This window comes from Streptomyces sp. Ru71 (assembly GCF_002920535.1).
Taxonomy (GTDB): Bacteria; Actinomycetota; Actinomycetes; order Streptomycetales; family Streptomycetaceae; genus Streptomyces.
Genome location: NZ_PQSS01000070.1, coordinates 1 through 25,986 on the forward strand (window position 1 = coordinate 1; position 25,986 = coordinate 25,986).

24 protein-coding genes and 1 pseudogene are annotated in these 25,986 nt (G+C 73.1%); 19 read left to right on the plus strand and 6 right to left on the minus strand.

The annotated features are described in order from the left end of the window. The 14 genes from C3489_RS29870 to der all read left to right on the plus strand — a co-directional run. A partial coding sequence (locus tag C3489_RS29870) for a tetratricopeptide repeat protein (protein ID WP_103785209.1) occupies positions 1-1,557 on the plus strand: 1,557 nt, incomplete at its 5' end. 145 nt (positions 1,558-1,702) lie between these two features. Beyond that, on the plus strand, positions 1,703-2,818 hold the full coding sequence (ald, locus tag C3489_RS29875; RefSeq protein WP_181139904.1) for an alanine dehydrogenase: 1,116 nt from the start codon (positions 1,703-1,705) through the stop codon (positions 2,816-2,818). Positions 2,819-3,155: 337 nt separating this feature from the next. Beyond that, entirely contained in the window at positions 3,156-4,334 is a 1,179-nt protein-coding gene (locus C3489_RS29880; RefSeq protein WP_181139902.1) for a ParA family protein, read from the plus strand. Next, positions 4,319-4,903, plus strand: coding sequence for a hypothetical protein (locus C3489_RS29885; RefSeq protein ID WP_103785212.1), 585 nt, complete (start codon positions 4,319-4,321; stop codon positions 4,901-4,903). The genes C3489_RS29880 and C3489_RS29885 overlap by 16 nt, the downstream gene beginning before the upstream one ends. Positions 4,904-5,350: 447 nt before the next feature. Beyond that, positions 5,351-6,334, plus strand: coding sequence for a segregation and condensation protein A (locus C3489_RS29890; protein ID WP_374936793.1), 984 nt, complete (start codon positions 5,351-5,353; stop codon positions 6,332-6,334). Continuing rightward, positions 6,331-7,017 (plus strand): SMC-Scp complex subunit ScpB, encoded by a 687-nt coding sequence (scpB, locus tag C3489_RS29895; RefSeq protein WP_103785214.1) that lies wholly within the window; start codon positions 6,331-6,333, stop codon positions 7,015-7,017. Before C3489_RS29890 ends, scpB begins: the two co-directional genes overlap by 4 nt. Continuing rightward, the gene (locus C3489_RS29900) at positions 7,017-8,072 is read left to right on the plus strand and encodes a pseudouridine synthase (protein ID WP_103785215.1); all 1,056 of its coding nucleotides are present in this window, start codon (positions 7,017-7,019) and stop codon (positions 8,070-8,072) included. The genes scpB and C3489_RS29900 overlap by 1 nt, the downstream gene beginning before the upstream one ends. Positions 8,073-8,128: 56 nt before the next feature. Continuing rightward, positions 8,129-9,148, plus strand: a complete 1,020-nt coding sequence (locus C3489_RS29905; RefSeq protein ID WP_374936792.1) for an ADP-ribosylglycohydrolase family protein — start codon at positions 8,129-8,131, stop codon at positions 9,146-9,148. 28 nt (positions 9,149-9,176) lie between these two features. After that, positions 9,177-9,608: a YidB family protein gene (locus C3489_RS29910; protein ID WP_374936794.1), complete on the plus strand. Its 432-nt coding sequence runs from the start codon at positions 9,177-9,179 to the stop codon at positions 9,606-9,608. 98 nt (positions 9,609-9,706) lie between these two features. Further along, complete coding sequence (gene aroH / locus C3489_RS29915) at positions 9,707-10,069, plus strand: chorismate mutase (protein WP_103785216.1); 363 nt, start codon at positions 9,707-9,709, stop codon at positions 10,067-10,069. Then, positions 10,066-11,151, plus strand: a complete 1,086-nt coding sequence (locus C3489_RS29920; RefSeq protein WP_103785217.1) for a prephenate dehydrogenase — start codon at positions 10,066-10,068, stop codon at positions 11,149-11,151. Before aroH ends, C3489_RS29920 begins: the two co-directional genes overlap by 4 nt. A 100-nt stretch (positions 11,152-11,251) precedes the next feature. Further along, positions 11,252-11,947: a (d)CMP kinase gene (cmk, locus tag C3489_RS29925; RefSeq protein ID WP_103785218.1), complete on the plus strand. Its 696-nt coding sequence runs from the start codon at positions 11,252-11,254 to the stop codon at positions 11,945-11,947. After that, complete coding sequence (locus C3489_RS29930) at positions 11,905-12,648, plus strand: lysophospholipid acyltransferase family protein (protein ID WP_181139903.1); 744 nt, start codon at positions 11,905-11,907, stop codon at positions 12,646-12,648. Before cmk ends, C3489_RS29930 begins: the two co-directional genes overlap by 43 nt. A gap of 19 nt (positions 12,649-12,667) precedes the next feature. Next, complete coding sequence (der, locus tag C3489_RS29935; RefSeq protein WP_103785220.1) at positions 12,668-14,149, plus strand: ribosome biogenesis GTPase Der; 1,482 nt, start codon at positions 12,668-12,670, stop codon at positions 14,147-14,149. Between the two features lie 75 nt (positions 14,150-14,224). On the opposite strand, the gene C3489_RS29940 is transcribed toward der, so the two are convergent. Further along, a complete protein-coding gene (locus C3489_RS29940; protein WP_103785221.1) occupies positions 14,225-14,614 on the minus strand; it encodes a hypothetical protein in 390 nt (129 codons plus the stop codon). A gap of 172 nt (positions 14,615-14,786) precedes the next feature. Then, positions 14,787-15,584: a hypothetical protein gene (locus C3489_RS29945; protein ID WP_103785222.1), complete on the minus strand. Its 798-nt coding sequence runs from the start codon at positions 15,582-15,584 to the stop codon at positions 14,787-14,789. A gap of 514 nt (positions 15,585-16,098) precedes the next feature. On the opposite strand from C3489_RS29945, the gene C3489_RS29950 reads away from it, so the two are divergent. After that, positions 16,099-16,773 (plus strand): transglycosylase family protein, encoded by a 675-nt coding sequence (locus C3489_RS29950; protein WP_103785223.1) that lies wholly within the window; start codon positions 16,099-16,101, stop codon positions 16,771-16,773. Between the two features lie 119 nt (positions 16,774-16,892). Here C3489_RS29950 and C3489_RS29955 read toward each other — a convergent pair whose 3' ends face one another. Genes C3489_RS29955 through C3489_RS29965 form a run of 3 tightly spaced genes read right to left on the minus strand, consistent with a single transcriptional unit; the run spans position 16,893 to position 20,721 of the window. After that, positions 16,893-17,549 carry an ABC transporter ATP-binding protein gene (locus tag C3489_RS29955; RefSeq protein WP_103785224.1) on the minus strand — a complete coding sequence of 219 codons (657 nt, stop codon included), beginning with the start codon at positions 17,547-17,549 and terminating at the stop codon, positions 16,893-16,895. Further along, positions 17,546-20,248 carry an ATP-binding cassette domain-containing protein gene (locus C3489_RS29960; RefSeq protein ID WP_103785225.1) on the minus strand — a complete coding sequence of 901 codons (2,703 nt, stop codon included), beginning with the start codon at positions 20,246-20,248 and terminating at the stop codon, positions 17,546-17,548. The genes C3489_RS29955 and C3489_RS29960 overlap by 4 nt, the downstream gene beginning before the upstream one ends. Beyond that, positions 20,248-20,721, minus strand: a complete 474-nt coding sequence (locus C3489_RS29965) for a hypothetical protein (protein WP_103785226.1) — start codon at positions 20,719-20,721, stop codon at positions 20,248-20,250. Before C3489_RS29965 ends, C3489_RS29960 begins: the two co-directional genes overlap by 1 nt. A 141-nt stretch (positions 20,722-20,862) precedes the next feature. On the opposite strand from C3489_RS29965, the gene C3489_RS29970 reads away from it, so the two are divergent. From C3489_RS29970 to C3489_RS29980, 3 genes are read left to right on the plus strand one after another with little or no spacing between them, the layout of a single operon-like run. After that, complete coding sequence (locus tag C3489_RS29970; protein ID WP_103785227.1) at positions 20,863-21,426, plus strand: hypothetical protein; 564 nt, start codon at positions 20,863-20,865, stop codon at positions 21,424-21,426. Next, positions 21,395-22,708: an ABC transporter substrate-binding protein gene (locus C3489_RS29975; protein ID WP_103785228.1), complete on the plus strand. Its 1,314-nt coding sequence runs from the start codon at positions 21,395-21,397 to the stop codon at positions 22,706-22,708. The genes C3489_RS29970 and C3489_RS29975 overlap by 32 nt, the downstream gene beginning before the upstream one ends. 52 nt (positions 22,709-22,760) lie before the next feature. Further along, a complete protein-coding gene (locus tag C3489_RS29980; RefSeq protein ID WP_103785229.1) occupies positions 22,761-23,801 on the plus strand; it encodes a YafY family protein in 1,041 nt (346 codons plus the stop codon). A 43-nt stretch (positions 23,802-23,844) separates the two neighbouring features. Here the strand turns inward: C3489_RS29980 and ctaD are convergent. Beyond that, positions 23,845-25,587, minus strand: a pseudogene (ctaD, locus tag C3489_RS29985) (cytochrome c oxidase subunit I); the annotation flags it as partial. 169 nt (positions 25,588-25,756) lie between these two features. Between ctaD and C3489_RS29990 the strand changes: the two are divergent. After that, positions 25,757-25,972 carry an I78 family peptidase inhibitor gene (locus C3489_RS29990; RefSeq protein WP_103785230.1) on the plus strand — a complete coding sequence of 72 codons (216 nt, stop codon included), beginning with the start codon at positions 25,757-25,759 and terminating at the stop codon, positions 25,970-25,972. Positions 25,973-25,986: the final 14 nt, after the last annotated feature.

Below are 25,986 nucleotides of genomic sequence, written 5' to 3' on the forward strand. Positions count from 1 at the left end.
ACCGGCATCGCCGACGTGCGGCCCTGCACCCTGGGCGGGCTGGACACCAAGTCCGCCCTGGAGCTGCTGTCCCGCCGGATCGACTCCGTGCGCGTGACCGTCGACCCACGGGCCGCCGAGGGCCTGGTCGAGGTGTGCCAGGGCCAGCCCGCCGCGCTGACGCTGGCCGCCGGCTGGCTCACGGCCCGCCCGAAGGCGGCCGTCGCCGACCTCGCCAAGCAGCTGCGCACCGACGGCGACGACACCCCTCCGCTGGTCCGCGTCTTCAAGCTCGTCTACGCCGCGCTGCCCGCCCCGGCCGCCCGGATACTGCGTCTGCTCTCCCTCGCCCCCGCCGGCCCCGTCGACCCGCACACCGCGTCCGCGCTGGCCGGCTCCTCGGTGAGCGGCGCCCGCACCGCGCTGGACGACTTCGTCCGCTTCGGCCTGCTGCGCGCCATCGACTCCCCGCTGCCCCAGTACGAGATCCCGGGCTGTCTGCACCCCCTGCTCAAGGCGCTCACCCAGACCCAGGACCGCCCCGCCGAGCTGCAGCTGGCCCGCGCCCGCATGCTGGAGCGGACCGTGCGGCTGCTGCAGTCCTGCCGCGCGATCACCGAGACCGACAGCCCGCAGGCCCGCGAGAAGCTGCTCGGCATGCCGCGCGCCCTGCGCTTCCCCAGCCCCCGGGCCGCCGAGGAATGGCTGCGCCTCCGCCGCCCCGCGCTGCTGGGCGCGGCCCGCCTCGCGGTCGCCGACGGGGAGCTGGACACCCTGGCCCGGCGGCTGCTGTCCCAGCTGGTGCGGGCGATGGTCGCGCACTTCGGCACCCAGGCCGCCGCGCCCGACCTGTACAGCGTCCACCGGCTCGTGCTGGACGTGGCCGAGCGGCGCAGCCTGCCCCGGGAGCAGGCCGCGGCTCTGCTGAACCTGGCCGACCTGGACGCCCAGACCGGCCGGACGAACGAGGCTCTGCTGCGATATCGCGCAGCTTTGGATGCCGGGCGCAGAGCAAATGACCCGTATGCGACCGGCCGCGCAATGGAATCCGTAGGTGGGGCGCATCTGGAGCTGGGGGACTACGAGCGGGCCGCCGACTGGTTCGGGCGGGCGCTGACCCAGCGCCTGGCCCGGGACGAGCGCGCGGACGCCGCCCGGCTGTACGGCCGTATCGCCACCGCGCACACCTACGCGGGCCGCTACGGCGAGGCGCTGCGGAACTGGCGGGCGGCCGCCGCGGGATACCGGCGGTGCGGCGATGTGGCCGCGTACGCACGGGCGTTGAGCGAGCTGGCCCGGGTGCAGGAGTACGCCGGACGGCCGGCGGAGTCGCTGCGCACCTGCCAGGAGGCGGTGGAGTGGGCACGCCGCGCGGAGGACGTCCGGCTGCAGGCCGCGCTGCACCTGCGGATCGCGGACACCTTCGAGCATCTCGGCGACGCGGTGACCGCCGGCGTCCACCGGGGAACGGCCGAGCGGATGCTCGCGGAGGAGGGCGAGGAGATCGCTGAGGGGGTCGACCAGCGGGAACAGGCCATGGATGCCTGCGAAATCCGTAGTGCATCCACTGAAGATTGATGCAATGAAAGGCTAGACAGCAGGAACGCCTTCATTAGACTGGCTCTGCCGCTCGTTCTCCTGCGGTGCATCCCGGTGTGCCCCCGCATGCCTGGGTATGTCTAGTAATGCCCCTGTTTCCCCTGAGCCAAGGACCGTGATCGACGTGAAGGTCGGCATCCCCCGCGAGGTCAAGAACAACGAGTTCCGGGTGGCCATCACCCCCGCCGGCGTGCACGAGCTGGTGCGCAACGGCCACCAGGTGGTCATCGAGCGCAACGCCGGCGTCGGCTCGTCGATCACGGACGACGAGTACGTCGCCGCCGGTGCCCAGATCCTGCAGACGGCCGACGAGGTCTGGGCCGCCGCCGATCTGCTGCTGAAGGTCAAGGAGCCCATCGCGGAGGAGTACCACCGCCTCCGCAAGGACCAGATCCTCTTCACCTACCTGCACCTGGCCGCCTCCAAGGAGTGCACGGACGCGCTCATCGAGTCCGGCACCACGGCCATCGCCTACGAGACCGTCGAGCTGCCCAGCCGCGCCCTGCCGCTGCTCGCCCCGATGTCCGAGGTCGCGGGCCGCCTGGCCCCGCAGGTCGGCGCCTACCACCTGATGCGCGCGGCCGGCGGCCGTGGCGTGCTGCCCGGCGGTGTCCCCGGTGTGACCCCGGCCAAGGCCGTCGTCATCGGCGGTGGCGTCTCCGGCTGGAACGCCACCCAGGTCGCCGTCGGCATGGGCTTCGACGTGACCCTGCTGGACCGCGACATCAACAAGCTGCGCGAGGCCGACAAGATCTTCGGTACGAAGGTCAAGGCGATCATGTCCAACTCCTTCGAGCTGGAGAAGGCCGTCCTGGATGCCGACCTCGTCATCGGCGCCGTCCTCATCCCGGGCGCCAAGGCCCCGAAGCTCGTCACCAACGAGCTGGTGGCCCGCATGAAGCCGGGAAGTGTCCTTGTCGACATCGCGATCGACCAGGGCGGCTGCTTCGAGGACTCGCACCCGACGACGCACGCCGAGCCGACCTTCAAGGTCCACAACTCGGTCTTCTACTGCGTCGCCAACATGCCGGGCGCGGTGCCGAACACCTCCACCAACGCCCTCACCAACGCGACGCTGCCGTACATCGTCTCGCTGGCCAACAACGGCTGGGTGGAGGCGCTGCGCCGCGACGCCGCGCTGGCCAAGGGCCTCAACACCCATGACGGCAAGGTCGTCTACAAGGAGGTCGCCGAGGCCCACGGCCTGGAGCACGTGGAGCTGGAGACCCTCCTCGGCTGACCCAAAAGGCGATTCGTCAACACGGCTCGTCAACACCGCGCGTACGGCCGGACCTTGCCCGACAAGGTCCGGCCGGATGTGTGTATGGTCACTTTGCGACGCTCGGTCAACTCGCCTCGAACGCAACGCTTCGACCGATTCGCACACCGGTGAAACCTGCTGTGCGACGGCCGTACGCCCTTGACAGCGGGATGTTTCATTGCCGACACATCGGGCCGGGTCCGGCGGATTGTGTTGCTGCGGACGCCCGACACGCCATAGAGTCGCCAACCGTCGGCATGGTGCCACGCTGACCTTGTCTAGAAGTTTCCTGGTCACCAAGGAGGTAAGACGACTTGTGAATGAGTCGACATTTTCTCCCGGGGGTGGTCAACCAGGAACGCCTGCGCGGGGCCAGGGCCCCACGGGGCGCGAGGCTGTCGGCTCCGTCGCTGTCCGAACCTTCGCAGCCCACCAGAGCCAGAACAGCCCCCACACGGCTCTGTCAGCACACCAGAGCATGGACGGTCATCACGTGAACGCCATGGCCGGCGACGGAAGTGGCACGCCCCGCAACCACTTCGCCGACTACGACGAACTGCCCGAAGGGCACTTCTACGACCCCGACGCCGAGTACGAGCCCGACCCCGAGTACGCGGCCACCCTCGCGCCCGACGCCGCGCGTCAGCGCCGCGAGCGCGTCGGCCCCACCGGGCGTCCGCTGCCGTACTTCCCGATCCCGGGGCCGCTGACCGACCACGGCCCCGCGAAGATCATCGCGATGTGCAACCAGAAGGGCGGCGTCGGCAAGACCACGTCGACCATCAACCTGGGTGCCGCCCTCGCCGAGTACGGCCGTCGTGTGCTGCTCGTGGACTTCGACCCGCAGGGCGCGCTGTCGGTGGGTCTCGGCGTCAACCCCATGGAACTCGACCTGACGGTCTACAACCTGCTCATGGAGCGGGGCATGTCCGCCGACGAGGTCCTGCTGAAGACGGCGGTCCCCAACATGGACCTGCTGCCCAGCAACATCGACCTGTCGGCCGCCGAGGTCCAGTTGGTGAGCGAGGTCGCCCGCGAGTCGACGCTCCAGCGCGCGCTCAAGCCGCTGCTGCCGGACTACGACTTCATCGTCATCGACTGCCAGCCCTCGCTGGGTCTGCTCACCGTCAACGCGCTCACCGCGGCGCACAAGGTGATCGTGCCGCTGGAGTGCGAGTTCTTCGCGCTGCGCGGTGTCGCGCTGCTGACCGAGACCATCGAAAAGGTCCAGGAGCGGCTCAACCCCGACCTGGAGCTCGACGGCATCCTGGCCACCATGTACGACTCGCGCACGGTGCACAGCCGCGAGGTGCTGGCCCGGGTGGTCGAGGCGTTCGACGACCACGTCTACCACACGGTCATCGGGCGCACGGTGCGCTTCCCGGAGACCACGGTCGCCGGTGAGCCGATCACCACCTACGCCTCCAACTCCGTCGGCGCCGCCGCCTACCGCCAGCTCGCCAGGGAGGTGCTCGCCCGGTGTCACGCCGAGTGAGTCTGCCGGGGGCCGACGAACTCTTCCGTACGACAGGGGGTATGGCGCTGCAGCCGTCCACTCCCCGGCGCGCAGGCGGTGAGGCCCGGGTGCCCGCTCCCGCGGGGGAGAGCGACGCCGCCGCGGCCGCCGCGTCCGAGGACGCGCCGCAGTCCGTGCCGGCGCAGGGCGGGGACGGCGAGGGCGTGGAGCACGTCGCGGCCGACGCGGAGGCGGGCGAGGAGTCCCGCAGCCGGGCCTCGACGGCGCCGGAGCGGTCCGCACGCCGCAGGGCGGCACAGCAGGAAGGTTCTGCCGGCGCCGCGGGCAACACCGCCGCCGAGCCGCGCCGGCGTGGACGGGCCGCACGGCGGCCCAGCGGGCGCGAGCGGCACGACGAGAAGATCACGGTCTACGTCTCCGCCGAGGAGCTGATGGACCTGGAGCACGCCCGCCTGGTGCTGCGCGGCGAGCACGGCCTGGCCGTGGACCGCGGACGCATCGTCCGCGAGGCGGTCGCCGTGGTCCTCGCCGACCTGGAGACCCGCGGGGACGCCAGCATCCTCGTACGCCGCCTGCGCGGACGGTAGCGATACCCTGCGGGGGCCATGACCTCGAACGACCCCCACCCCGGCCGCCGCCGCCCCCTGGGCCGGGGCCCGGGCACGAACGGTCCCCGGCACCAGCCGAGCGGGACCGAGGCCCCACAGGAGCGGGCCACCGCGAGCGATGCCGAGACCCCGGAGCCTTGGAACGCCGGCAACGAGCCGCATACTCCCGAGCCTCGGGACGCCGGCACCGAGCCGCAGACCCCGGAGCCCCGGGACGCCGGGAGCGAACCGGGGGCCACAGAGCCCCGGGACGCCGCGAGCGAGCCGGAGGGGTCCGGGAATCTGGCCGTCGCGACGGCTCCGGCCTCCTTCGAGCCGGCGGTATCGGACGGAGTGGAGCTTCCGCGAGGGCTCGTGAGCCAGGTCGGGCCCGAGCCGCGGGGTGATGCCGCCGCCGTGGCGGGTGGTTTCGTCGGTGAGCCGGACGTGCCGGTTGAGCCGGCGGCAACCGGTGGCCGGGCGACGGAGACCGGCGAGGGCCCGGGTCGTCCGGACGCCGCGAGTGAGCCGGAGGGGGCCGGCGGTGACGCCCCGGAGGTCGGGGGCGGTGGGGCCTCGGCACCCGGGGGTGGGGTCGAGGCCGGTGAGGAAGGCGCCGGTGACGGTGTCTTCAAGGTGCGGCTCGACAACTTCGAGGGGCCGTTCGATCTGCTGTTGCAGCTGATCTCGCGGCACAAGCTCGATGTCACCGAGGTCGCCCTGTCCAAGGTGACCGACGAGTTCATGGCGCACATCCGGGCCATGGGCGCCGACTGGGACCTGGACCAGACGACCGAGTTCCTCGTCGTCGCCGCCACCCTGCTCGACCTCAAGGCGGCCCGGCTGCTGCCCGCCGCCGAGGTCGAGGACGAGGGCGACCTGGCCCTGCTGGAGGCCCGGGACCTGCTGTTCGCGCGGCTCCTGCAGTACCGGGCGTACAAACGGATCGCCGACATCTTCAGCGAGCGGATCGAGGACGAGTCCCGGCGCTACCCGCGCACCGTCGGGCTGGAGCCGCACCACGCCGAGCTGCTGCCCGAGGTCGTCATCAGCATCGGCCCCGAGGGGTTCGCCAAGCTGGCCGTGAAGGCCATGCAGCCCAAGCCCAAGCCGCAGGTGTACATCGACCACATCCACGCGCCCCTGGTCAGCGTGCAGGAGCAGGCGCAGGTCGTCGTCGCGCGGCTGAAGGAGCTCGGCGAGGCCAGCTTCCGGGCGCTGGTCGCGGACACCGACGACACCCTCACCGTCGTGGCCCGGTTCCTGGCCCTGCTGGAGCTGTACCGGGAGAAGGCCGTCGCCCTGGAGCAGGAGGCAGCCCTGGGCGAGCTGACCGTGCGCTGGACGGGCGGGGACAGTGACGCCGAGCCCGTGGTGACCGACGAGTTCGACCGGCCGGCCGAGACGCCGCAGGAGGAGAAGAGAGCGTGAACGAGGAGACCAGCGAGGCCCCGGCCGGGCCGAGCACCGTCGCCGGGCTCGACCTCAAGCCCGCCCTGGAGGCCGTCCTCATGGTCGTCGACGAACCGGCGACCGAGGAGCACCTGGCGAAGATCCTGGAGCGGCCGAAGCGGCAGATCGCGGACGCGCTGCGCGAGCTCGCCGACGAGTACACCGTGCAGGGACGCGGCTTCGAACTGCGCTACGTCGCGGGCGGCTGGCGCTTCTACACCCGTCCCGCCTACGCGGCCGCCGTCGAGCGGCTCGTGCTGGACGGGCAGACCGCCCGCCTCACCCAGGCCGCCCTGGAGACCCTCGCCGTGGTCGCCTACCGCCAGCCGGTCAGTCGCAGCCGCGTCTCCGCCGTCCGCGGAGTCAACTGCGACGGCGTCATGCGCACCCTCCTGCAGCGCGGTCTGGTCGAGGAGGCGGGCACGGAACCCGAAACAGGTGCGATCCTGTACAGGACGACGAACTACTTCCTGGAGCGGATGGGCCTGCGTGGTCTGGACGAGCTCCCGGAACTCGCGCCCTTCCTCCCGGAGGCGGAGGCGATCGAGGCGGAGACCCAGGAAGGGGTGCCGTCGTTCGACCCGGACGCTCCCGATGACGAGCCGGGCGCCGTCCGGGGCACCCCGGACACCGACGACGAAGACGACCAGACGGAATTTTGATGCGAAGCAGCGGCAAGAGCGGCGGGCGCGGTAACTACCGCGGGGCCGGCAACAACAGGGACCAGAAGCAGGGGCAGGGCCGCCCCCGCAAGCCCCGCCCCGAGGAGCGCCGCTACGACGTGGGCCCCGGGGCCTCGCCAGACGGCCCCAAGTCCGGCCGCGGCGGCGCGGCCCGCGGCGGCGCCAAGGGCGGCCCGAAGAAGCCCCAGCAGGGCGGCCGTACGGCCCCCGCGCGCTCGCGGGAGTACGAGACGCGGGTCGAGGAGCGCAACCGGGAGCGGTACGAGGGCAAGAAGGACATCAAGCTGCCCAAGACCTTCCCCGGCGCCGAGCAGGAGGGCGAGCGGCTCCAGAAGGTGCTCGCGCGCGCCGGCTACGGATCCCGGCGTGCCTGCGAGGAGCTGATCGAGCAGGCCCGGGTCGAGGTCAACGGCGAGATCGTGCTGGAGCAGGGCCGCCGGGTGGACCCGGAGAAGGACGAGATCAAGGTCGACGGCCTGACGGTCGCGACGCAGTCGTACCAGTTCTTCTCGCTGAACAAGCCCGCCGGTGTCGTCTCCACCATGGAGGACCCCGAGGGGCGCCAGTGCCTCGGCGACTACGTCACCAACCGTGAGACCCGCCTCTTCCACGTCGGCCGGCTCGACACCGAGACCGAGGGCGTCATCCTGCTCACCAACCACGGCGAGCTGGCGCACCGGCTGACCCACCCCAAGTACGGCGTGAAGAAGACCTACCTCGCCGCGATCGTCGGCCCCATCCCCCGCGACCTGGGCAAGCGGCTCAAGGACGGCATCCAGCTGGAGGACGGCTACGCGCGCGCGGACCACTTCCGCGTCGTCGAGCAGACCGGCAAGAACTACCTCGTCGAGGTCACCCTGCACGAGGGCCGCAAGCACATCGTGCGCCGCATGCTCGCCGAGGCCGGCTTCCCGGTGGAGAAGCTGGTCCGCACCTCCTTCGGCCCCATCACCCTGGGCGACCAGAAGTCGGGCTGGCTGCGCCGCCTGTCCAACACCGAGGTCGGCATGCTGATGAAGGAAGTCGACCTCTAAAACGGCTTGCCGTGATCACCATCCCCCCTTTATGGTCAGTGTGACGATAAAGGGGGATGGTGATTCTCATGACCAAGCGAGCCGCCACCGGAGCACTCCTCGGCCTCGCCCTCGGGGACGCCCTCGGCTACCCGACCGAGTTCAAGACCGTGCCGTTGATCCTCTCGATGTTCGGACCCTGGCGGGAGCTGGAGCTGCCGCAGCGCGCCCTCGTCACCGACGACACCCAGATGACCCTGGCCCTCGGACGCGGGCTCAGGACCGCCATGGACCGCGGGTACCTCGCGCCCAAGCGGCTGGAGCGGCCCGTGCGTGAGGAGTTCGTCGACTGGTACCACTCGCCGGACAACAACCGCGCCCCCGGCAACACCTGCCTGCGGGCCTGCAGCCTCCTCAAGGAGGAGGGCCGCGCCTGGCAGGACGCCAGCCAGATCCACTCCAAGGGCTGCGGCGCCAACATGCGCGTCGCCCCCGTGGGACTCGCGCCCGCCCTCACCGACGCCCAGCGCTCGGGAGCCGCCCAGCTCCAGGCCGCCCTCACCCACGGCCACCCCACGGCGCTCGCCGCCTCCGACCTGACCGCGCACGCCGTACGGCTGCTCGCCGAGGGCGCCGACCCGACCGCGCTGGTCGGGCTGCTGCGGTCGTACGCCCTGGACCACCGCACCCACTACGACCACACCTGGCTCGGGGACCTGTGGACCCGCAGCCAGGACCCCACGCCCGAGCACTTCATCGCGCGCGGCTGGGACGAGTGCCTGGAGATCCTCACCCGGCTCCAGGACGCCGTGCGGACCGTGTCGCCCGAGACCGACCCGTGCCTGGCCACGGGGGAGGGCTGGATCGCCGAGGAGGCCCTGGCCACCGGGCTGCTGTGCTTCCTGCTCTTCCCCGACGAGCCGCTGACCGCCCTGCGCCGTGCCGCCTGCACCGCCGGAGACTCCGACTCCATCGCCTGCCTGACCGGCGCGTTCGCCGGGGCCCACCTCGGCGCCGACGCCTGGCCGGCCGCGTGGGCGGAGCGCATCGAGTACCGCGGCGAGCTGCTGGCCCTCGGTTCGCTCTGGGACGTCTGAGCGGGCGGCCCGGCTCGGGGGTACCCGGCTGCCCGGGAGCCGTGCGACGAAAGGCGTGACCATGGGCGGCAAGGACATCGGCGATCTGCTCGGAGGCGTCCTCGGGGGCCGCGGCGGCACCGGCAGCGGTGTGCTGCTCGTGGGCGCCCTGCTGAAGGCCGTCGACGGCGGCAATCCGCTGGACACCCTGGTGGGGGCGCTCGCCGGCGCGGGCCTCGGCGAGCAGACGCGCTCCTGGGTCGGCCCCGGCGAGAACCGGTCCGTGACCGGCGAGGAACTGCAGCGGGCGCTCGGCGACGACCTCCTCGAACGCGTCGCCCGCGAGGTCGGCGTCAGCCCCGCGCAGGCCGCCGACGACCTCGCCCAGGCCCTGCCGCACGCGGTCGACCGGCTCACCCCGGACGGGCAGGTGCCGCAGGCCGGCTCCCTGGAGGAGCTGATCCGGCGCGACGCCCTGTGACGGCGCCGTCTCAGCGGACGGGCGGCGCGGGCCCGCGCCGCCCGGGCTGACTAGGCTGGACCAGCAGCGAGAACAGCCGATACGCAAGGAGCAGCGCCGTGGCGGTACGAGCGGTCCGGGGGGCCGTCCAACTCGACCGGGACGAGGCCGGGCACATGGACGAGCAGGTCGCGGCCCTGCTCACCGCCCTCCTGGAACGGAACGGACTGAGCACGGACGACCTGATCAGCATCTGGTTCACGGCCACCCCCGACCTGCACAGCGACTTCCCGGCCGCCGCGGCCCGCAAGATCGGCATCGTCGACGTGCCGCTGATCTGCGCCCAGGAGCTGGACATCGGGGGCGCCATGCCCCGCGTGGTGCGCGTCCTCGCGCACATCGAGTCGGACAAGCCGCGCGCCGACATCAACCACGTCTACCTCGGCGCCGCCGCCGCCCTGCGCAAGGACATCGCCCAGTGAGGACCGCACTCGTCATCGGCACGGGCCTGATCGGCACCTCCGCCGCCCTGGCCCTCGCCCAGCGGGGTGTCACCGTGCACCTCGCCGACCACGACCCGGAGCAGGCCCGCACGGCCGCCGCGCTCGGCGCCGGCACCGACGAGCCGCCCGCAGGCCCGGTCGACCTGGCGATCGTCGCCGCACCGCCCGCCCATGTGGCCGCCGTGCTCGCCGACGCCATGCGCCGGGGTGTGGCCCGCGGCTACATCGACGTGGCCAGCGTCAAGGGCGGACCGCGCCGCGAGCTGGAGGCGCTCGGCCTGGACCTGTCCGCCTACATCGGCACCCACCCGATGTCCGGCCGGGAGAAGTCCGGGCCGCTCGCCGCCTCCGGCGACCTCTTCGAGGGCCGCCCCTGGGTGCTCACGCCGACCCGGGACACCGACACCGAGGTGCTGAACCTCGCCCTGGAGCTGGTCTCGCACTGCCGGGCGGTGCCGGTCGTCATGGACGCCGACGCCCACGACCGGGCCGTCGCCCTGGTCTCCCACATGCCCCACCTGGTCTCCAGCCTGGTCGCCGCCCGCCTGGAGAACGCCGAGGAGACGGCCGTACGGCTGTGCGGGCAGGGCATCCGGGACGTGACCCGGATCGCCGCCTCCGACCCGCGGATGTGGATCGACATCCTCTCCGCGAACCCCGGGCCGGTCGCCGACCTGCTCTCCGACGTGGCCGCCGACCTGGACGAGACCGTCCAGGCGCTGCGCGCGCTGCAGTCCTCCGACGAGGCCAAGCGCCGGGAGGGCACCGCCGGCATCCAGGACGTGCTGCGCCGGGGCAACGCCGGCCAGGTCCGCGTCCCCGGCAAGCACGGCAGCGCCCCGCGCGTCTACGAGACCGTCGTCGTCCTCATCGACGACCAGCCCGGCCAGCTGGCCCGCATCTTCGCCGACGCCGGCCGGGCCGGGGTCAACATCGAGGACGTGCGCATCGAGCACGCGACCGGGCAGCAGGCGGGCCTGGTGCAGCTGATGGTCGAGCCCAAGGCGGCGCCGGTGCTGACGGCCGCGCTGCGCGAGCGGGGCTGGGCCATCCGCCAGTAAGAGGCGCGTCGCGGAGCCAGTAACCTTGTGCGGGGCGTCCCCGAATGGGCCGTGCGCCCCGCACCCCGCTCACCGCCTCGCACCAGGAAGGTGTCCCCCCGTGGAAAACGGCGCCGCCCAGACTGTGCCGCCTGTGATCGTCGCCATCGACGGTCCCTCCGGCACGGGCAAGTCGAGCACGTCCAAGGCCGTGGCCGCGCAGCTCGGCCTGAGCTACCTGGACACCGGCGCCCAGTACCGGGCGATCACCTGGTGGATGGTGACCAACGGCATCGACGTCGACGACCCGGCCGCGATCGCCGCCGCCGCGGGCAAGCCGAAGATCGTCTCCGGCACCGACCCGGAGAAGCCGACGATCACCGTCGACGGCTTCGACGTCTCCGGCCCGATCCGCACCCAGGAGGTCACCTCGCAGGTCAGCGCGGTCAGCGCGGTGCCCGAGGTGCGGGCCCGGATCACCGAGCTGCAGCGCTCCATCGCGACCGGCGCCGAGAACGGCATCGTCGTCGAGGGCCGCGACATCGGTACGACCGTGCTGCCGGACGCCGATCTGAAGATCTTCCTCACCGCCTCCCCGGAGGCCCGCGCCGCCCGGCGCAGCGGTGAGCTCAAGGGCGCCGACGTGCACTCGACCCGCGAGGCGCTGCTCAAGCGGGACGCCGCCGACTCCAGCCGCAAGACCTCGCCGCTGGCCAAGGCCGGCGACGCCGTCGAGGTGGACACCACCGAGCTCACGCTGGCCCAGGTCATCGAGTGTGTCGTCACCCTCGTCGAGGAGAAGCGGGCGGGGAAGTGACCGCACCGTCCGAGCGGGGCGCGGACGTCGGGCGGCGCATCGGCGTCGGCCTGATGTACGGCCTGTTCAAGCCGCGTGTGCTGGGCGCCTGGCGGATGCCGGCGCGCGGCCCGGTCATCCTGGCCGTCAACCACTCGCACAACATCGACGGCCCCATGGTCATGGGCGTGGCGCCCCGGCCCGTGCACTTCCTGATCAAGAAGGAAGCGTTCATCGGGCCGCTCGACCCCTTCCTGACCGGCATCGGCCAGCTCAAGGTCGACCGCTCCACGGCCGACCGCACCGCGATCACGCAGGCGCTTCAGGTGCTGCAGGAGGGCGGTGTCCTCGGGATCTTCCCGGAGGGCACCCGGGGCGAGGGCGACTTCGCCTCCCTGCGTGCCGGGCTCGCGTACTTCGCGGTGCGCTCCGGGGCGCCGATCGTGCCGGTCGCCGTGCTGGGAAGTTCCGAGCGGCGCGGACGGTTGATAAAGGGGCTGCCCCCGCTGCGCTCGCGCATCGACGTCGTCTTCGGCGACCCGTTCGACGCGGGTGACGGCAGTGGACGCCGTACGCGCAAGGCCCTCGACGAGGCGACCGAGCGCATCCAGAAGCAGCTCACCGAGCACCTGGAAAACGCCAGGCGACTGACCGGCCGCCGGGCGACACTGAGTAGTGGATCAGGCTCACCCGCGGCCCGCTCCACCGATCACCACGAATGAACGACGAGGTACGGACTTCATGAACGACCACATCCAGCCCGACGGCTCGGACGTACACGAGCACGATCACGGGGCTCTCGGCGACGCCGAGTACGCGGAGTTCATGGAGCTCGCCGCGGAAGAGGGCTTCGACCTGGAGGACGTCGAGGGCGCGATCGAGGAGGCCGGGCACGGTCCGCTGCCGGTGCTCGCCGTCGTCGGCCGCCCCAATGTCGGCAAGTCGACCCTCGTCAACCGGATCATCGGCCGCCGTGAGGCCGTCGTCGAGGACAAGCCCGGCGTCACCCGCGACCGCGTCACCTACGAGGCCGAGTGGGCGGGCCGCCGCTTCAAGGTCGTCGACACCGGCGGCTGGGAGCAGGACGTCCTCGGCATCGACGCCTCCGTCGCCGCGCAGGCCGAGTTCGCGATCGAGGCCGCCGACGCGGTCGTGTTCGTCGTCGACGCCAAGGTCGGCGCCACCGACACCGACGAGGCGGTCGTCCGGCTGCTGCGCAAGGCCGGCAAGCCGGTCGTGCTGTGCGCCAACAAGGTGGACGGCCCCAGCGGCGAGGCCGACGCGGCCTACCTGTGGTCCCTCGGCCTCGGCGAGCCGCACCCCGTCTCCGCGCTGCACGGCCGCGGCACCGGCGACATGCTGGACGCCGTCCTGGAGGTGCTGCCCGAGGCGCCCCGCGAGACGTTCGGCGGCGCCGGGATCGGCGGCCCGCGCCGGGTGGCGCTCATCGGCCGCCCGAACGTCGGCAAGTCCTCGCTGCTGAACAAGGTGGCCGGCGAGGAGCGCGTCGTCGTCAACGAACTCGCCGGCACCACCCGCGACCCGGTCGACGAGATGATCGAACTGGGCGGCAAGACCTGGAAGTTCGTCGACACCGCGGGCATCCGCAAGCGGGTCCACCTCCAGCAGGGCGCCGACTACTACGCCTCGCTGCGCACCGCGGCCGCCGTGGAGAAGGCCGAGGTCGCCGTCGTCCTGATCGACTCCGCCGAGTCCATCTCCGTGCAGGACCAGCGGATCGTCACCATGGCGGTCGAGGCGGGCCGCGCGCTCGTCCTGGCCTTCAACAAGTGGGACACCCTCGACGAGGAGCGCCGCTACTACCTGGAGCGGGAGATCGAGACCGAGCTGGGCCAGGTCTCCTGGGCGCCCCGGGTCAACGTCTCGGCCCGCACCGGCCGGCACATGGAGAAGCTGGTCCCGGCGATCGAGACCGCCCTCGCCGGCTGGGAGACCCGTGTCCCGACCGGCCGGCTGAACGCCTTCCTCGGTGAGCTGGTCGCCGCCCACCCGCACCCGATCCGGGGCGGCAAGCAGCCGCGCATCCTCTTCGGCACCCAGGCCGGTACCAAGCCGCCGCGGTTCGTGCTGTTCGCCTCCGGCTTCATCGAGGCCGGCTACCGGCGCTTCATCGAGCGCCGGCTGCGCGAGGAGTTCGGCTTCGAGGGCACGCCGATCCATATCTCCGTGCGGGTGCGCGAGAAGCGCGGCAGGAAGAAGTAGCGGGTCACCGGCACACCGAAGGGGCGGCCCCCGGGTTCCACGGACTGGAACCGGGGGCCGCCCCTTCGCTGTACGTCAGCTGCCGCCGGGCCGGGCGGGCGGCAGCGCCGGGACGTACTGCATGGCCCCGCCCTGCTGCCCCACGGGTCCCACGCGCTGCCACACCGACTGCCGGCCGACCCGCGCACTGTGCGCCCCCGCGCTGTAGGCGCTGTACGAGCTGCTGAACGACCCCGGCCGGGGGCCGCCCCGGCCGCTGTGCGGGATGTTCCCGAACGCGGTGAACCCCAGCTCCTCCTCGCCGCTGCGGTCACCCGGCAGCGAGCGGAAGGACTTGACGTACTCGGCGTAGAGCGCGTCGTAGATCGGCGTGGCCGATGGGCCGCGCTGCGGCTCCTGCCCCGGCCGCGGCGGAGGGGGGACCGTGGAGAAGCTCTGGCGGCGGGGAACGTCGTAAGTGTGCACGTAAGTCCAAACGACGGGGGCACCTGAAGGGATGCGGCCGACCGGTCCGGGGCGGTGCAGCGATACGGCCTGCCGGCCCGGTCGGCTTCTCGTTGGAACGGGGCGAGGCCGAGCTGCCCGTTCCGGTCGGCTGCCGCCGGAGGGCGTGGCCGGTCGGGCCCCGTTTCGCTGGTCAGGTGCCGGCGAGCGGGAGGGTCGCCGCGACCAGCCGGCCGTTCGCCGCCGCCTTGTCCAGCGCGTCGCGCAGCAGGTCTTCCCGGGGCTGCCGGCCGATGGAGCCCACCGGCCCGGCGAACAGCAGTACCTGCTGGTGCTTGTTGGCGGCGGCCCGCCAGCCGTCGGTGACCTGCAGCGGCTGGTGCGCCTGCCACCAGGCCACCGGCTGCCCGCCGTCGGCGCCGGGCTGGAGCACCGCGTGCAGCTGCCCCGCCGCGAGCAGCACGGACCAGCCGTGCAGCACCTGCGGTACGGCGGACAGTTCGGGCAGCGGCATGAAGCCGTGCTCGATCAGCAGCGGCAGGAAGTCGTCGCCGGTGCCGGTGGAGCCGGGGCGTACGATCGGCGCGGTCGGCTCCACGACCAGGGCGGGGTGCAGCTCCCCGGCGATCAGCACCAGTCCGCTGGTCACGCCCAGCACGGCCTGTTCCGGCACCGACTTCGCCGGCTCGGACCCGGCGGCGGCCTGGCCGCTCGCGACGCCGCCGATGGAGCGGACCGCGCCCTGCAGCTGCTCCTCGGTGACCTGGACGACCTGCGAGGGCAGGCAGCCGGCGTGGGCGAAGGCGAGCACGGCGGTTTCGTCGCCGATGAACAGCACGGTGCTGGTGCGTTCGTGCTCGGGGTCGCCCGGGGTGCGGCAGGAAGTGCAGTCGTAACTGCCGGGGGCGTTCTCCCCGGCGAGCAGCCGGTCGGCTTCTTCGTCGCCGATCTCGGCGCGTACCTCGTCGCTGACGTCGAGCATGCGCGGCACGGGTGGCTCCCTCGGGATGCGGTGCGTTGGCGGGGCCGGGTGGGTCCCCGGCTCATGAAGAACACAACGGACGAGCTGTGGTGGGGGTCACGCACGTGGGGGAACGGAATCGAACCATCCGACGCGTACGGTCATCACCGCGCCGGAATCGGTCACTCACCGTCAAGTGTTCGAGCCGTCAAGGATGTTGGATCGGTGAAGTGGCTCACAGGTGGCCGCGTCCGATGGTTGACATGTCCTGTTATTCAGGGATGTAGTGGGTGGCCGGAAAGCGCCGATACCCTGGGTAACGGTCAACTGGCCTGGAATGACAGGGAATTGGTTGATGCGGGGCCGTCCGGCTCCCTACATTCCTCCGCCGTGTGCAACGAGCACCGCCCGAGTACGTCCGCCGGTCCGCGCCGAGTCGCGGAGCACCACCCCCGGCGGGCGGGGCGGAGCGCGACCCCCGCGCCGATGCGCGAGGGGTGGCGGTCCGCCTTGGGGGACCTCGGGTCGTTCGAGAGGGAACTACATGTCCGAATGTGCCGATAACACCCGCACCAACGCTCGCAAGACCCTGACCAGGGGTCAGGCCCGTACGACGGTGGTCCTCGCCGGGGCGGCGCTCCTCGCCCCCCTCGGCCTGCTCGCCTCGGCCGGCGGTGCCGCGGCGGCGGACGGCGGCGTGTGGGACCGCATCGCCCAGTGCGAGAGCGGCGGCAACTGGCACATCAACACCGGCAACGGCTACTACGGCGGCCTGCAGTTCTCCGCCGGCACCTGGCGCGCATACGGCGGCACGGCCTACGCGCCGACCGCCGACCAGGCCTCGCGGTCCGCGCAGATCGCCGTCGCCACCAAGGTCCAGCGCGCCCAGGGCTGGGGCGCCTGGCCGGTCTGCTCGGCACGCGCCGGGGCCTACGGCGACGCGCCCTCGGCCGGCCCGGCCTCGGCGAAGTCGGCGCCGAAGCGGACGAAGTCCGCCCCGTCCAAGCCGGCGAAGGCGCCGGCCCGGTCGAACGGCCACGCCGACCGCGGTTCCGCGCGCGGCGGCGACTACACCGTGCGCGAGGGCGACACGCTCAGCGGCATCGCCGCGCGCCAGGGCACCAGCTGGCAGCGGATCTACGCCGCGAACCAGGGCGTCATCGGCGGCGATCCGGACCTGATCGTGCCGGGCATGAAGCTCGCCCTGCGGCACCTGTAAGGCGCGACTCCCGCCGCGCCGCGGGGCCCCGCCCGGTCCGCCGACCGCGCGGGGCCCCGCGGCGTGCACCCGGCCGTCCGGCGCCACTGCAGCACCTGCCGTGGGCGGGCCGGGTGCGGTCAGCCGGCCGTGTCCCGCCGTTCCAGCTCCGTCGCCTCGCCGGTGAAGACCACCGAGCCGCGGCGCAGTTCGTACAGCACCACCGCCCTGCGGGCGCGCAGCGCGGGCGGCAGCCGCTGTTCGGCGAGGATCACGCAGGCGTCCAGCGAGGCCAGCAGCTCGTAGGTGCGGGTGGCCACCGCGGGGGCCATGCCCTGGGTGGGCTCGTCGGCGAGCACCACGCGCGCGTGGGCCGACAGCGCCCGGGCCAGGGCGAGCATGCGCTGCTCGCCACCGGAGAGCGTGCCGGCCCGGCGCGGGAGCAGGGGCGCCAGCTGCGGGTAGGCGGCGAGGGCGGCGTCCTGCGCGCCGGCGGTCAGGGCGAGGTTCTCGCGGACGGTGAGGGAGCCGAACACCGCCTGCCGCTCCGGGATCAGGCACAGGCCGCGCCGGGCCCGCTCGTACGCGGGCAGCCGCGTGATGTCCGTGCCGTCCCACAGCACGGCCCCGGCGGCCAGCGGCACGGTCCCGGCCAGGGCACGCAGGGCGGTGCTGCGGCCGGAGCCGTTGCGGCCCAGCAGCACCGTCAGACCGGGACCGGGTGCGGTGAGCGTGACGCCGTGCAGGGCCTCCAGCGGGCCGTAGCGCACGCGCGCGTGCCACAGGGCGAGGGTCATGGGTCCGCCTCCGGTCCGCTGCGGGCGGCGAAGGCGTCGAGGACACGGGCGGGTGGCCCGGAGGCGACGATCCGGCCCGCCGTCATCACGTGCACCACGTCGGCGAGATCGGCGACCAGGTCGAGGTCGTGCTCGACGACGAGCAGGGCGGTGCCGTCCGCGGCGAGCGCGCGCAGCACCCGGGCCATGGCGGTCACCTCGGCGGTGTCCAGCCCGGCGGCCGGCTCGTCCAGCAGCAGTACGCGGGGGCTGCCCGCGAGCGCCCGGGCGAGCTCGACGCGGCGCAGCGTGCCGGTGGGCAGTCCGGCGGCGGGCGCCGCCCGCAGCGGGCCGTCCAGCCCGAACAGCCGCAGCGCCCGCTCCACCGCCGCCGGGTCGGCGAGACGGCCCTGCTCGGCGCCGACCCGGACGTTCTCCATGACGGTGAGCGACGGGAAGACGGCCAGTTGCTGGAACGTCCGGGCGATGCCCAGCCGGGTGCGGGCGTGCGCCGGCAGCCGGGTGACGTCCCGTCGCCCGAACAGCACCTGCCCGCGCACGGGCCGTACGGTGCCGGCCAGGCAGTGGAACAGCGTGCTCTTCCCGGCCCCGTTGGGCCCGACGACCGCGGTGACCTGCCCGTGGGGGACCTCCAGATCGACCTCGTCCAGCGCGGTGAAACCGCCGTAGCGGGCCCGCAGCCGACGGGCTGTGAGGACGGGTGCCGCGCCCGGACCAGCCGTGACGGGGCCGGGCCGGGCAGGGGCGGGTCGTGGTGCGGTGCGGTGGTCGTGCCGGCCGCCGCCCCGCGCCGACGCCGCCGTCAGCCCCGCCGGGCACGCCCGGCCCCGGGCCCGTTCCGGCGGTGGGCGCAGCCGGGCCCGTACCCGGGTGCCCAGGGCCGTCAGGCGGGCCCGGTGCGCGGGCCGCAGCCGCCACGCCGCCGCGCGCAGGGCGTCGTACGGGCCTGCCGGGAAGCGGCCGACGAAGGCGGCCAGGACGCCGACCAGTGCCGCCGCCACCCCGCCGCGCGCGCCCGCGTCCAGGCCGACGAGGAGGGCCGCCGCGGCGAGCGCGCCCAGCGTGCTGTCGGCGCCCAGCACGACCACCGCCGCGAACCACAGCAGGCCGCGCACCGGGTCGTAGGTGCCGGGGTCGAAGGCGCGCAGCCCCATGCCGAGCAGCCCGCCGCCGAGAGCGGCCAGGGCCGCGCCGCACACGAAGGCGCGCAGCTTCAGCGAGGGCACCCGCACGCCCGTGGCCGACGCCCCCGCCTCGTGGTCCCGCATGGCCGCCAGCGCGCGCCCGGTGCGGCCCCGGCGCAGCAGCCGCGTCGCCAGCAGCGCGAGGGCGAGCAGGGTCAGCTCCAGGACGTAGTAGGCCCGGTCGCCGTCGAAGCCGGCGGGGCGGTCGAGGGACAGCCCGGCCGTGGCGTAGGGCTGGGCGAAGACGAAGCGGCTCACGCCGACGCCCACCGCGAAGGTCGCCAGGGCCAGCGCGAGCCCCTGGCGGCCGATCGCGGGCCAGCCGGTGAGCAGGCCGAGCGGTGCCACCAGCACGACCGCGACCGCGAGCGCCGTCAGCTCCGGCAGGCGCGGCAGCACCGGGAAGCGGCCCGCCGCCAGCAGCGCCGTGAACAGCGCGCCCAGGCCCGCGTACGCCGCCTGCCCGAGCGAGATCTGACCGCCCCGCCCGGTGACCACCACCAGGGACAGCAGCACGATGGCCAGCGCCGGCACCTGCACCGCCGTGCGCAGGTCCGAGCCGGCCAGCCCGAGCGGCAGCAGGAACAGCACGACGGCGACGATCCAGGCGCCGTGCGGTGCGGCCGGGGCGCGCGCGGTCACCGGGCGGGGCAGCGCGTCACGGCGGCCGATGCCCGGCAGGACCAGCGCGGCCACCAGCAGCGCCACCACGAACAGGTTGGCGCCGACCGCCTGGAGCAGCGGCTGCGCCCAGCCGGCCGGGTGCAGCCGGGTCAGCTGGCTCTGCGCCACGCCGATCCCGAGCGCCACCACCACCGCGACGGGCAGGCTGCGCATCCGCGCGGCCACCGCGACCGCGACCACCTCCATCACCAGCAGCGGCAGCCCGTACGGGTCCAGGCGCACGTACGGCGCCAGCAGCGCCCCCGTCAGACCCCCCGTGAACGCCCCGAACGCCCATCCCGCCGCGGCGACCCGGTCGGCGTCGATGCCGCCGAGCACGGCCAGCTGCCGGTCGTCCACCACGGCCCGCAGCTCCCGCCCGAACCGGGTCCAGCGGATGACGGCGGACACCCCGGCCGCCAGCAGCAGCGCCACCGCCAGCTGCCCCCAGGGGTCGGCCGACACCAGCCGTGGCGCGTCGTCCCGGGCGCCCTGCCCCCACAGCAGCACCGCCCCGCCGACCAGCAGCACGAACACCCCGAGCGAGGCCACCAGGGTCTGCGCCGGGTCGCCGCCCAGCACCGCCGTCGGCCGGAAGACGAACCTCTCCAGCAGCACGCCGATCCCCGGCGCCAGCACGACCAGCGTCACCACCGCGCCCAGCCACAGCGGCCAGCCCCACACCACCACGCACTGCCGCAGCGCGTAGGCGCAGACCATCGCGATGGCGCCGTGCGCGAAGTTGAGCACACCGGTCGCCCGGTAGGTGACGATCAGACCGATCCCGGTGAGCGCGGCGGCGCTGCCGACGGACAGCCCGGCCAGTGTGAGGTCGTAGGTGAGGGAGGACATCAGTCCTCCGCGCTGTCAGGCTCACACACCGGGCAGGGGTCCAGCGACCCTTCCGCGAGCAGCCGGCCGTCCACCGGCAGCGCCTGCGCCTTCCCGGCGACCAGCGGGCAGTCCGCGCGGTGCCACAGCGTGCCCCCCGGCACCATCAGCATCCGCCCGCTGACCGCGACCGGCCCGGTGGCCGGCCCGCCGGTCTCGTCCTCGGCGGCCTCGGAGCTCACCAGCAGCCCGTACAGCTCCTCCATCCGCGCGGCGGCCCGGGCGCCCTGACCGTGACCGATCAGCATCGCACCGGCCACGATCAGCGCGGCGCCCGGCACCGTGCAGGAGGCGAGATAGGGCAGTTGCCGTGCGGCGAACCGCTCGCCGGAGACGCCGTACCAGCCGACGACGCACAGCACCGCGCCCGCCGCCAGCGCGGCCCAGCCGGCCCACAGGACGGGGTGCACGGTCCGCAGTCGCGCTGTCCGCATCGCTGGCTCCCACACGTCACTGTGCCGCCCGGTCCGTCCGGTTCGTCCCTGACGGCCGATGGCTTGCACTATGCCTGCTGTGCACCGACCCTGAAAGCACCGGGCGTCCATCGCCCGGTCCGACACCCGGTGGTGAGCCAGATGGTTGTGGGAAGCGACCTCAGGCGGGGGACGGCACTCAAGGGGCGCGGCCCGGGGGCGGCGGGACGGGGTACGGCCGTGGCGGCCGCCCTCGTTCTCATTCTCGCCCCGGCCCTCGCGGCGTGCAGCGACGACAACGGCGGCGGCAAGGCCACGCCCTCCGCGACGCGGACGACCAGCGCCGCACCGGTGGCCCCCGCCGACCCGGCCGCGGCGCAGAAGGAGATCAAGGAGAACTGGCAGAAGTTCTTCGACCCGGCGACGCCGGTCCAGGCCAAGCTGGCCGTCCTGCAGAACGGCGACCGCATGGCCCCGGTGCTCCAGGCGTTCAGCGGTGACCAGCGCAGCCGCCAGGCGCAGGCCCAGGTCACGAAGGTGACGTTCACGTCGCCGACCCGGGCGACCGTGACATACGACCTCGTCGTCCGGGGCGCCACCGCCCTGCCGAACGCCTCGGGCACGGCCATCCAGGAAAGCGGCACGTGGAAGGTCTCCGACAGCACGCTGTGCGCGCTGATCGCGATGAGCGGCAATGCGTCCGCGTCGGCGATCCCGGGCTGCTAGCCGCACCGCCGGGGCCGCCGCCGCGGTTCTGGTCCTGTTGCTGACCGCCGCCTGCGGCAGCCGGCTGCCGGAACGCGACTTCGAGCCGGGCACACCCGCCTCCACGCCCGCGCCGAACGAGGGGGTGCCCATCCGGGTCGGCATCATCACCAGCGCCACCAGCCCGGTCGGCGGCTCCGCCTTCACCGGGCCGCGCGACGGCGCCAAGGCCTTCTTCGACCGGCTGGACGAGCGCGGCGGCATCGCCGGCCGCCGGGTCGAGGTGCGCCTGTGCGACGACGGCGGCAGCGGCATCGGCAACAACGCGTGCGTGCACCAGCTGGTCGACGAGGACAAGGTCGTCGCGCTGGTCGCCACCACCGCCCTGGACTACGCGGGCGCCCCGCGGGTGTCCCACGCGGGCGTGCCCGACATCGGCGGACAGCCCATCGGCGCCGCCTACGACACCTGGCCGCACCTGTACGGCATCTACGGCAGCCTCGCGCCGAGGAACGGCACACCGGGCTGGGGCGGGAAGCTGTACGGCGGCACCGAGGTCTACCGGTACTTCAGGCGCGAGCACGGCGCCCGCACGGCCGCGGTCGTGTCGTACAACCAGTCGGCGTCGGCCGCCTACGCGCGGCTGGTGGAGCGCGGACTGAAGGCCGAGGGGTACAAGGTGGTCACCGAGCAGGTCGACTTCGCGCTGCCCAACTTCCGCGCCGTCGCCGCCGACCTGAAGCAGCAGGGCGCCGACCTGGTCTTCGACGCCATCGACACGCACGGCAACGCGCAGCTGTGCCGGGCCATGGACGAGGTCGGGGCGCGGGTCACCGCCAAGGTGACCAATGTGCAGAACTGGACCTCCACCGTCCCGCAGGACTACAAGGACGCCCCGCACTGCCGCAACGCGCTGTGGGCGACCGGCGCGAGCCGCAACTACGAGGACACCGCCGCCGGCGCGGTACGGGAGTTCCGGGACGCCACCGCGTCGCTGCCGACGCACTCCCAGTGGCAGCTGGAGGGGTGGGCGGCGGCGATGTGGTTCACCGACGCGGCCGGCTCCTGCGCCCGGCAGGGCGTCACGCGCGCGTGCGTGGACGCCTACCTGAGCGCCCACGGCAACGGGTACACCGCCCACGGCCTGTTGCTCCCCGTCGAGTTCGCGCACCTGCGCGAGCCGCCGAAGGACCGCCGGACCTGCCTGTCGGTCGCCCGCTGGCAGGACGGCAGGGGCTGGGTGACGCAGGGCGACATGAACCGCACGTGCTTCGTCGTCCCGCAACTGCCCTACACGCCCTGAGAGGTCCGCATCGCGGACACGGGCTGTCCGCGAGCCCTGGCAGACTCGCCCCATGCTGGAGACCTCCGCACGACTGCTGCGTCTGCTGTCCCTGCTCCAGGCCCACCGCGAGTGGTCGGGCCCGGACCTCGCCGAACGGCTGGGCGTCAGCCCCCGCACCGTGCGCCGGGACGTGGACCGGCTGCGCGAGCTGGGCTACCCCGTCAACGCCACCCCCGGCACCGGGGGCGGCTACCAGCTGGGCGCCGGCGCCGAGTTGCCGCCGCTGCTGCTGGACGACGACGAGGCCGTCGCCGTCGCCGTGGGCCTGCGCACCGCCGCCGGACAGGGCGTCGAGGGCATCGGCGAGACCTCGGTGCGGGCCCTGGCCAAGCTGGAGCAGGTGCTGCCGGCCCGGCTGCGCCGCCGGGTGAGCGCGCTGAACGCCTTCACCGTGCCGGTGCTGCGCGGGCCCGGGCACGCCGCCGTCGACCCGGCCCTGCTCACCGAGCTGGCGCACCTGTGCCGGGACGCCGAGCAGCTGCGCTTCGAGTACCGCGCGCACGACGGCGCGACCAGCCGCCGTACCGTCGAACCGCACCGCCTGGTGTGCGCCGAGCGGCGCTGGTACCTGGTCGCCTGGGACGTGGAGCGGGCCGACTGGCGTACCTTCCGCGTCGACCGGATCACGCCGAAGCCGCCGCACGGTCCCCGTTTCACCCCGCGCACCCCGCCCGCCGAGGACCTCGCCGCGTACGTCTCGCAGGGCGTCTCCACGCGCGTGTACGCCGCCCATGCCACCGTCCGGCTGCTCGTGCCGCTCGCCGAGGCCGCCGACCGGCTGTCACCGTTCGCCGGGACCCTGGAGCCCGACGGCCCCGGCGCCTGCCTGCTGCGCACCGGGGCCGGGAGCCTGGACGTGATGGTGATCCACGTGATGATGCTCGGCGTGCCCTTCGAGGTGGTCGAGCCGGCCGAGCTGGTCGATGTGATCAGGACGGCTCGGGACCGGCTTGATGCGGCGCTGGCTCGGGCTGCGGGGTCAGCGCCGCGAACTCCGGATGGTGCAGGTCGAACGCCGGGGACTCGGAGCGGATCCGCGGCAGCGTGGTGAAGTTGTGGCGCGGGGGCGGGCAGGAGGTGGCCCACTCCAGGGAGCGGCCGTAGCCCCAGGGGTCGTCGACGTCGACCCGCCGGCCGTACTTGGCGGTCTTCCACACGTTGTACAGGAACGGCAGCGTGGACAGGCCGAGCAGGAACGCGCCGATCGTGGACACCGTGTTCAGCGCGGTGAAGCCGTCGGCGGCCAGATAGTCCGGGTAGCGGCGCGGCATCCCCTCCGCGCCGAGCCAGTGCTGCACCAGGAACGTGGTGTGGAAGCCCACGAACAGCGTCCAGAACTGGATCTTGCCGAGCCGTTCGTCGAGCATCTTCCCGGTGAACTTGGGCCACCAGAAGTACAGCCCGCCGAAGATCGCGAAGACGACCGTGCCGAAGACGACGTAGTGGAAGTGCGCGACGACGAAGTAGGAGTCGGTGACGTGGAAGTCCATCGGCGGCGAGGCCAGGATCACCCCGGTCAGCCCGCCGAACAGGAACGTCACCAGGAAGCCGGTGGCCCACAGCATCGGCGTCTCGAAGGACAGCGAGCCCTTGAGCATGGTGCCGGTCCAGTTGAAGAACTTCACGCCCGTGGGCACCGCGATCAGGAACGACATGAACGAGAAGAACGGCAGCAGCACCGCGCCCGTCGCGAACATGTGGTGCGCCCACACCACCACTGACAGACCGGTGATCGAGATCGTCGCGCCGACGAGGGTGAGATAGCCGAAGATCGGTTTGCGGCTGAAGACCGGGATGATCTCGGTGATGATGCCGAAGAACGGCAGCGCGATGATGTACACCTCGGGATGGCCGAAGAACCAGAACAGGTGCTGCCACAGCAGTGACCCGCCGTTGGCCGCGTCGAAGACGTGCGAACCGAAGCGCCGGTCCGACTCCAGCACCAGCAGGGCCGCGGCCAGCACCGGGAACGCCATCAGGATCAGGATCGACGTCAGCAGCGTGTTCCAGGTGAAGATCGGCATCCGGAACATCGTCATGCCGGGAGCGCGCATCCCGACGATCGTGGTGATGAAGTTGACCGCGCCGAGGATGGTGCCGAAGCCGGACAGCGCCAGCCCCATGATCCACAGGTCGGGTCCGATGCCGGGGGAGTGCACGGAGCCGTTGAGCGGCGCGTAGGCGAACCAGCCGAAGGCGGCCGGCCCGTCCGGCACCAGCAGCGAGCTGAGCAGGATCAGCCCGCCGAAGAGGAACAGCCAGTACGACAGCATGTTCAGCCGGGGGAAGGCGACGTCGGGCGAGCCGATCTGCAGCGGCATCAGCTCGTTGGCGAACCCCGCGAAGCTCGGGGTGGCGAAGAGCAGCAGCATGATCGTGCCGTGCATGGTGAACAGCTGGTTGAACTCGTGGTTGTCGACGATCTGCAGGCCGGGCCGGGCCAGCTCCGCGCGCATCAGCAGCGCCATGACCCCGCCGATCAGGAAGAACGCGAACGCGGTGATCAGATAGAGGTGGCCGATCTTCTTGTGGTCGGTGGTGGTCAGCCAGTCGACGACCACCCGGCCGTGCTGCCCGCTCCGCGGGGGCCGTGCCGCCGCCACGGTCTCAGTGCCCATCGTTCGCTCGCCCCTTCGCCTGTCGCGTCCCGGGTCCGCTCGGGGCCCGCGGCGCAAGCGGCGCGGGCCTGGCGCCATGATGCGCGCGGCGCCGCGCGCCGCGACAGGGGGCGTACGGAGGTTGTGTGGTGAAAGCGTGTATTTCGCTGGGACGCCGACGGGTGCGTCCCACCGGAAATCGGACCGGGAAAGGGGGTCGCCGGTGCTGTTCCGGGGCATTTTCCGGCGGGTTGCACGACGGGGCGATCCGGCGCGCGGGAATAGCCCGGAAATACACGCGGAAGGCGTAATGAAGACGCCCCCGGCCCACTCCTGCGCATGACGAGACGCGGTCAAAGCCGACGGTGTGATCTTGTGACAGAAGTGTGACACCGCCTAGCGTGGCGGTATGGCACCGATTCCCGCTGAGTCACGAGAGCCGCAGGACAGTCCCGACGGTTACGTCGGCCTGGACGCCGAACGGGCCGGGCAGCTGGCGCGCGAACGCGGGTGGTCCACCGTGCGCTCGCTGCCGCCCGGGGCGGTCATCACGATGGAGTACCGCGTGGGCCGGCTGAACTTCGAGGTGAAGGACGGCAGGGTGGCCCGCTGCTGGAAGGGCTGACGCGCGCGGACAGC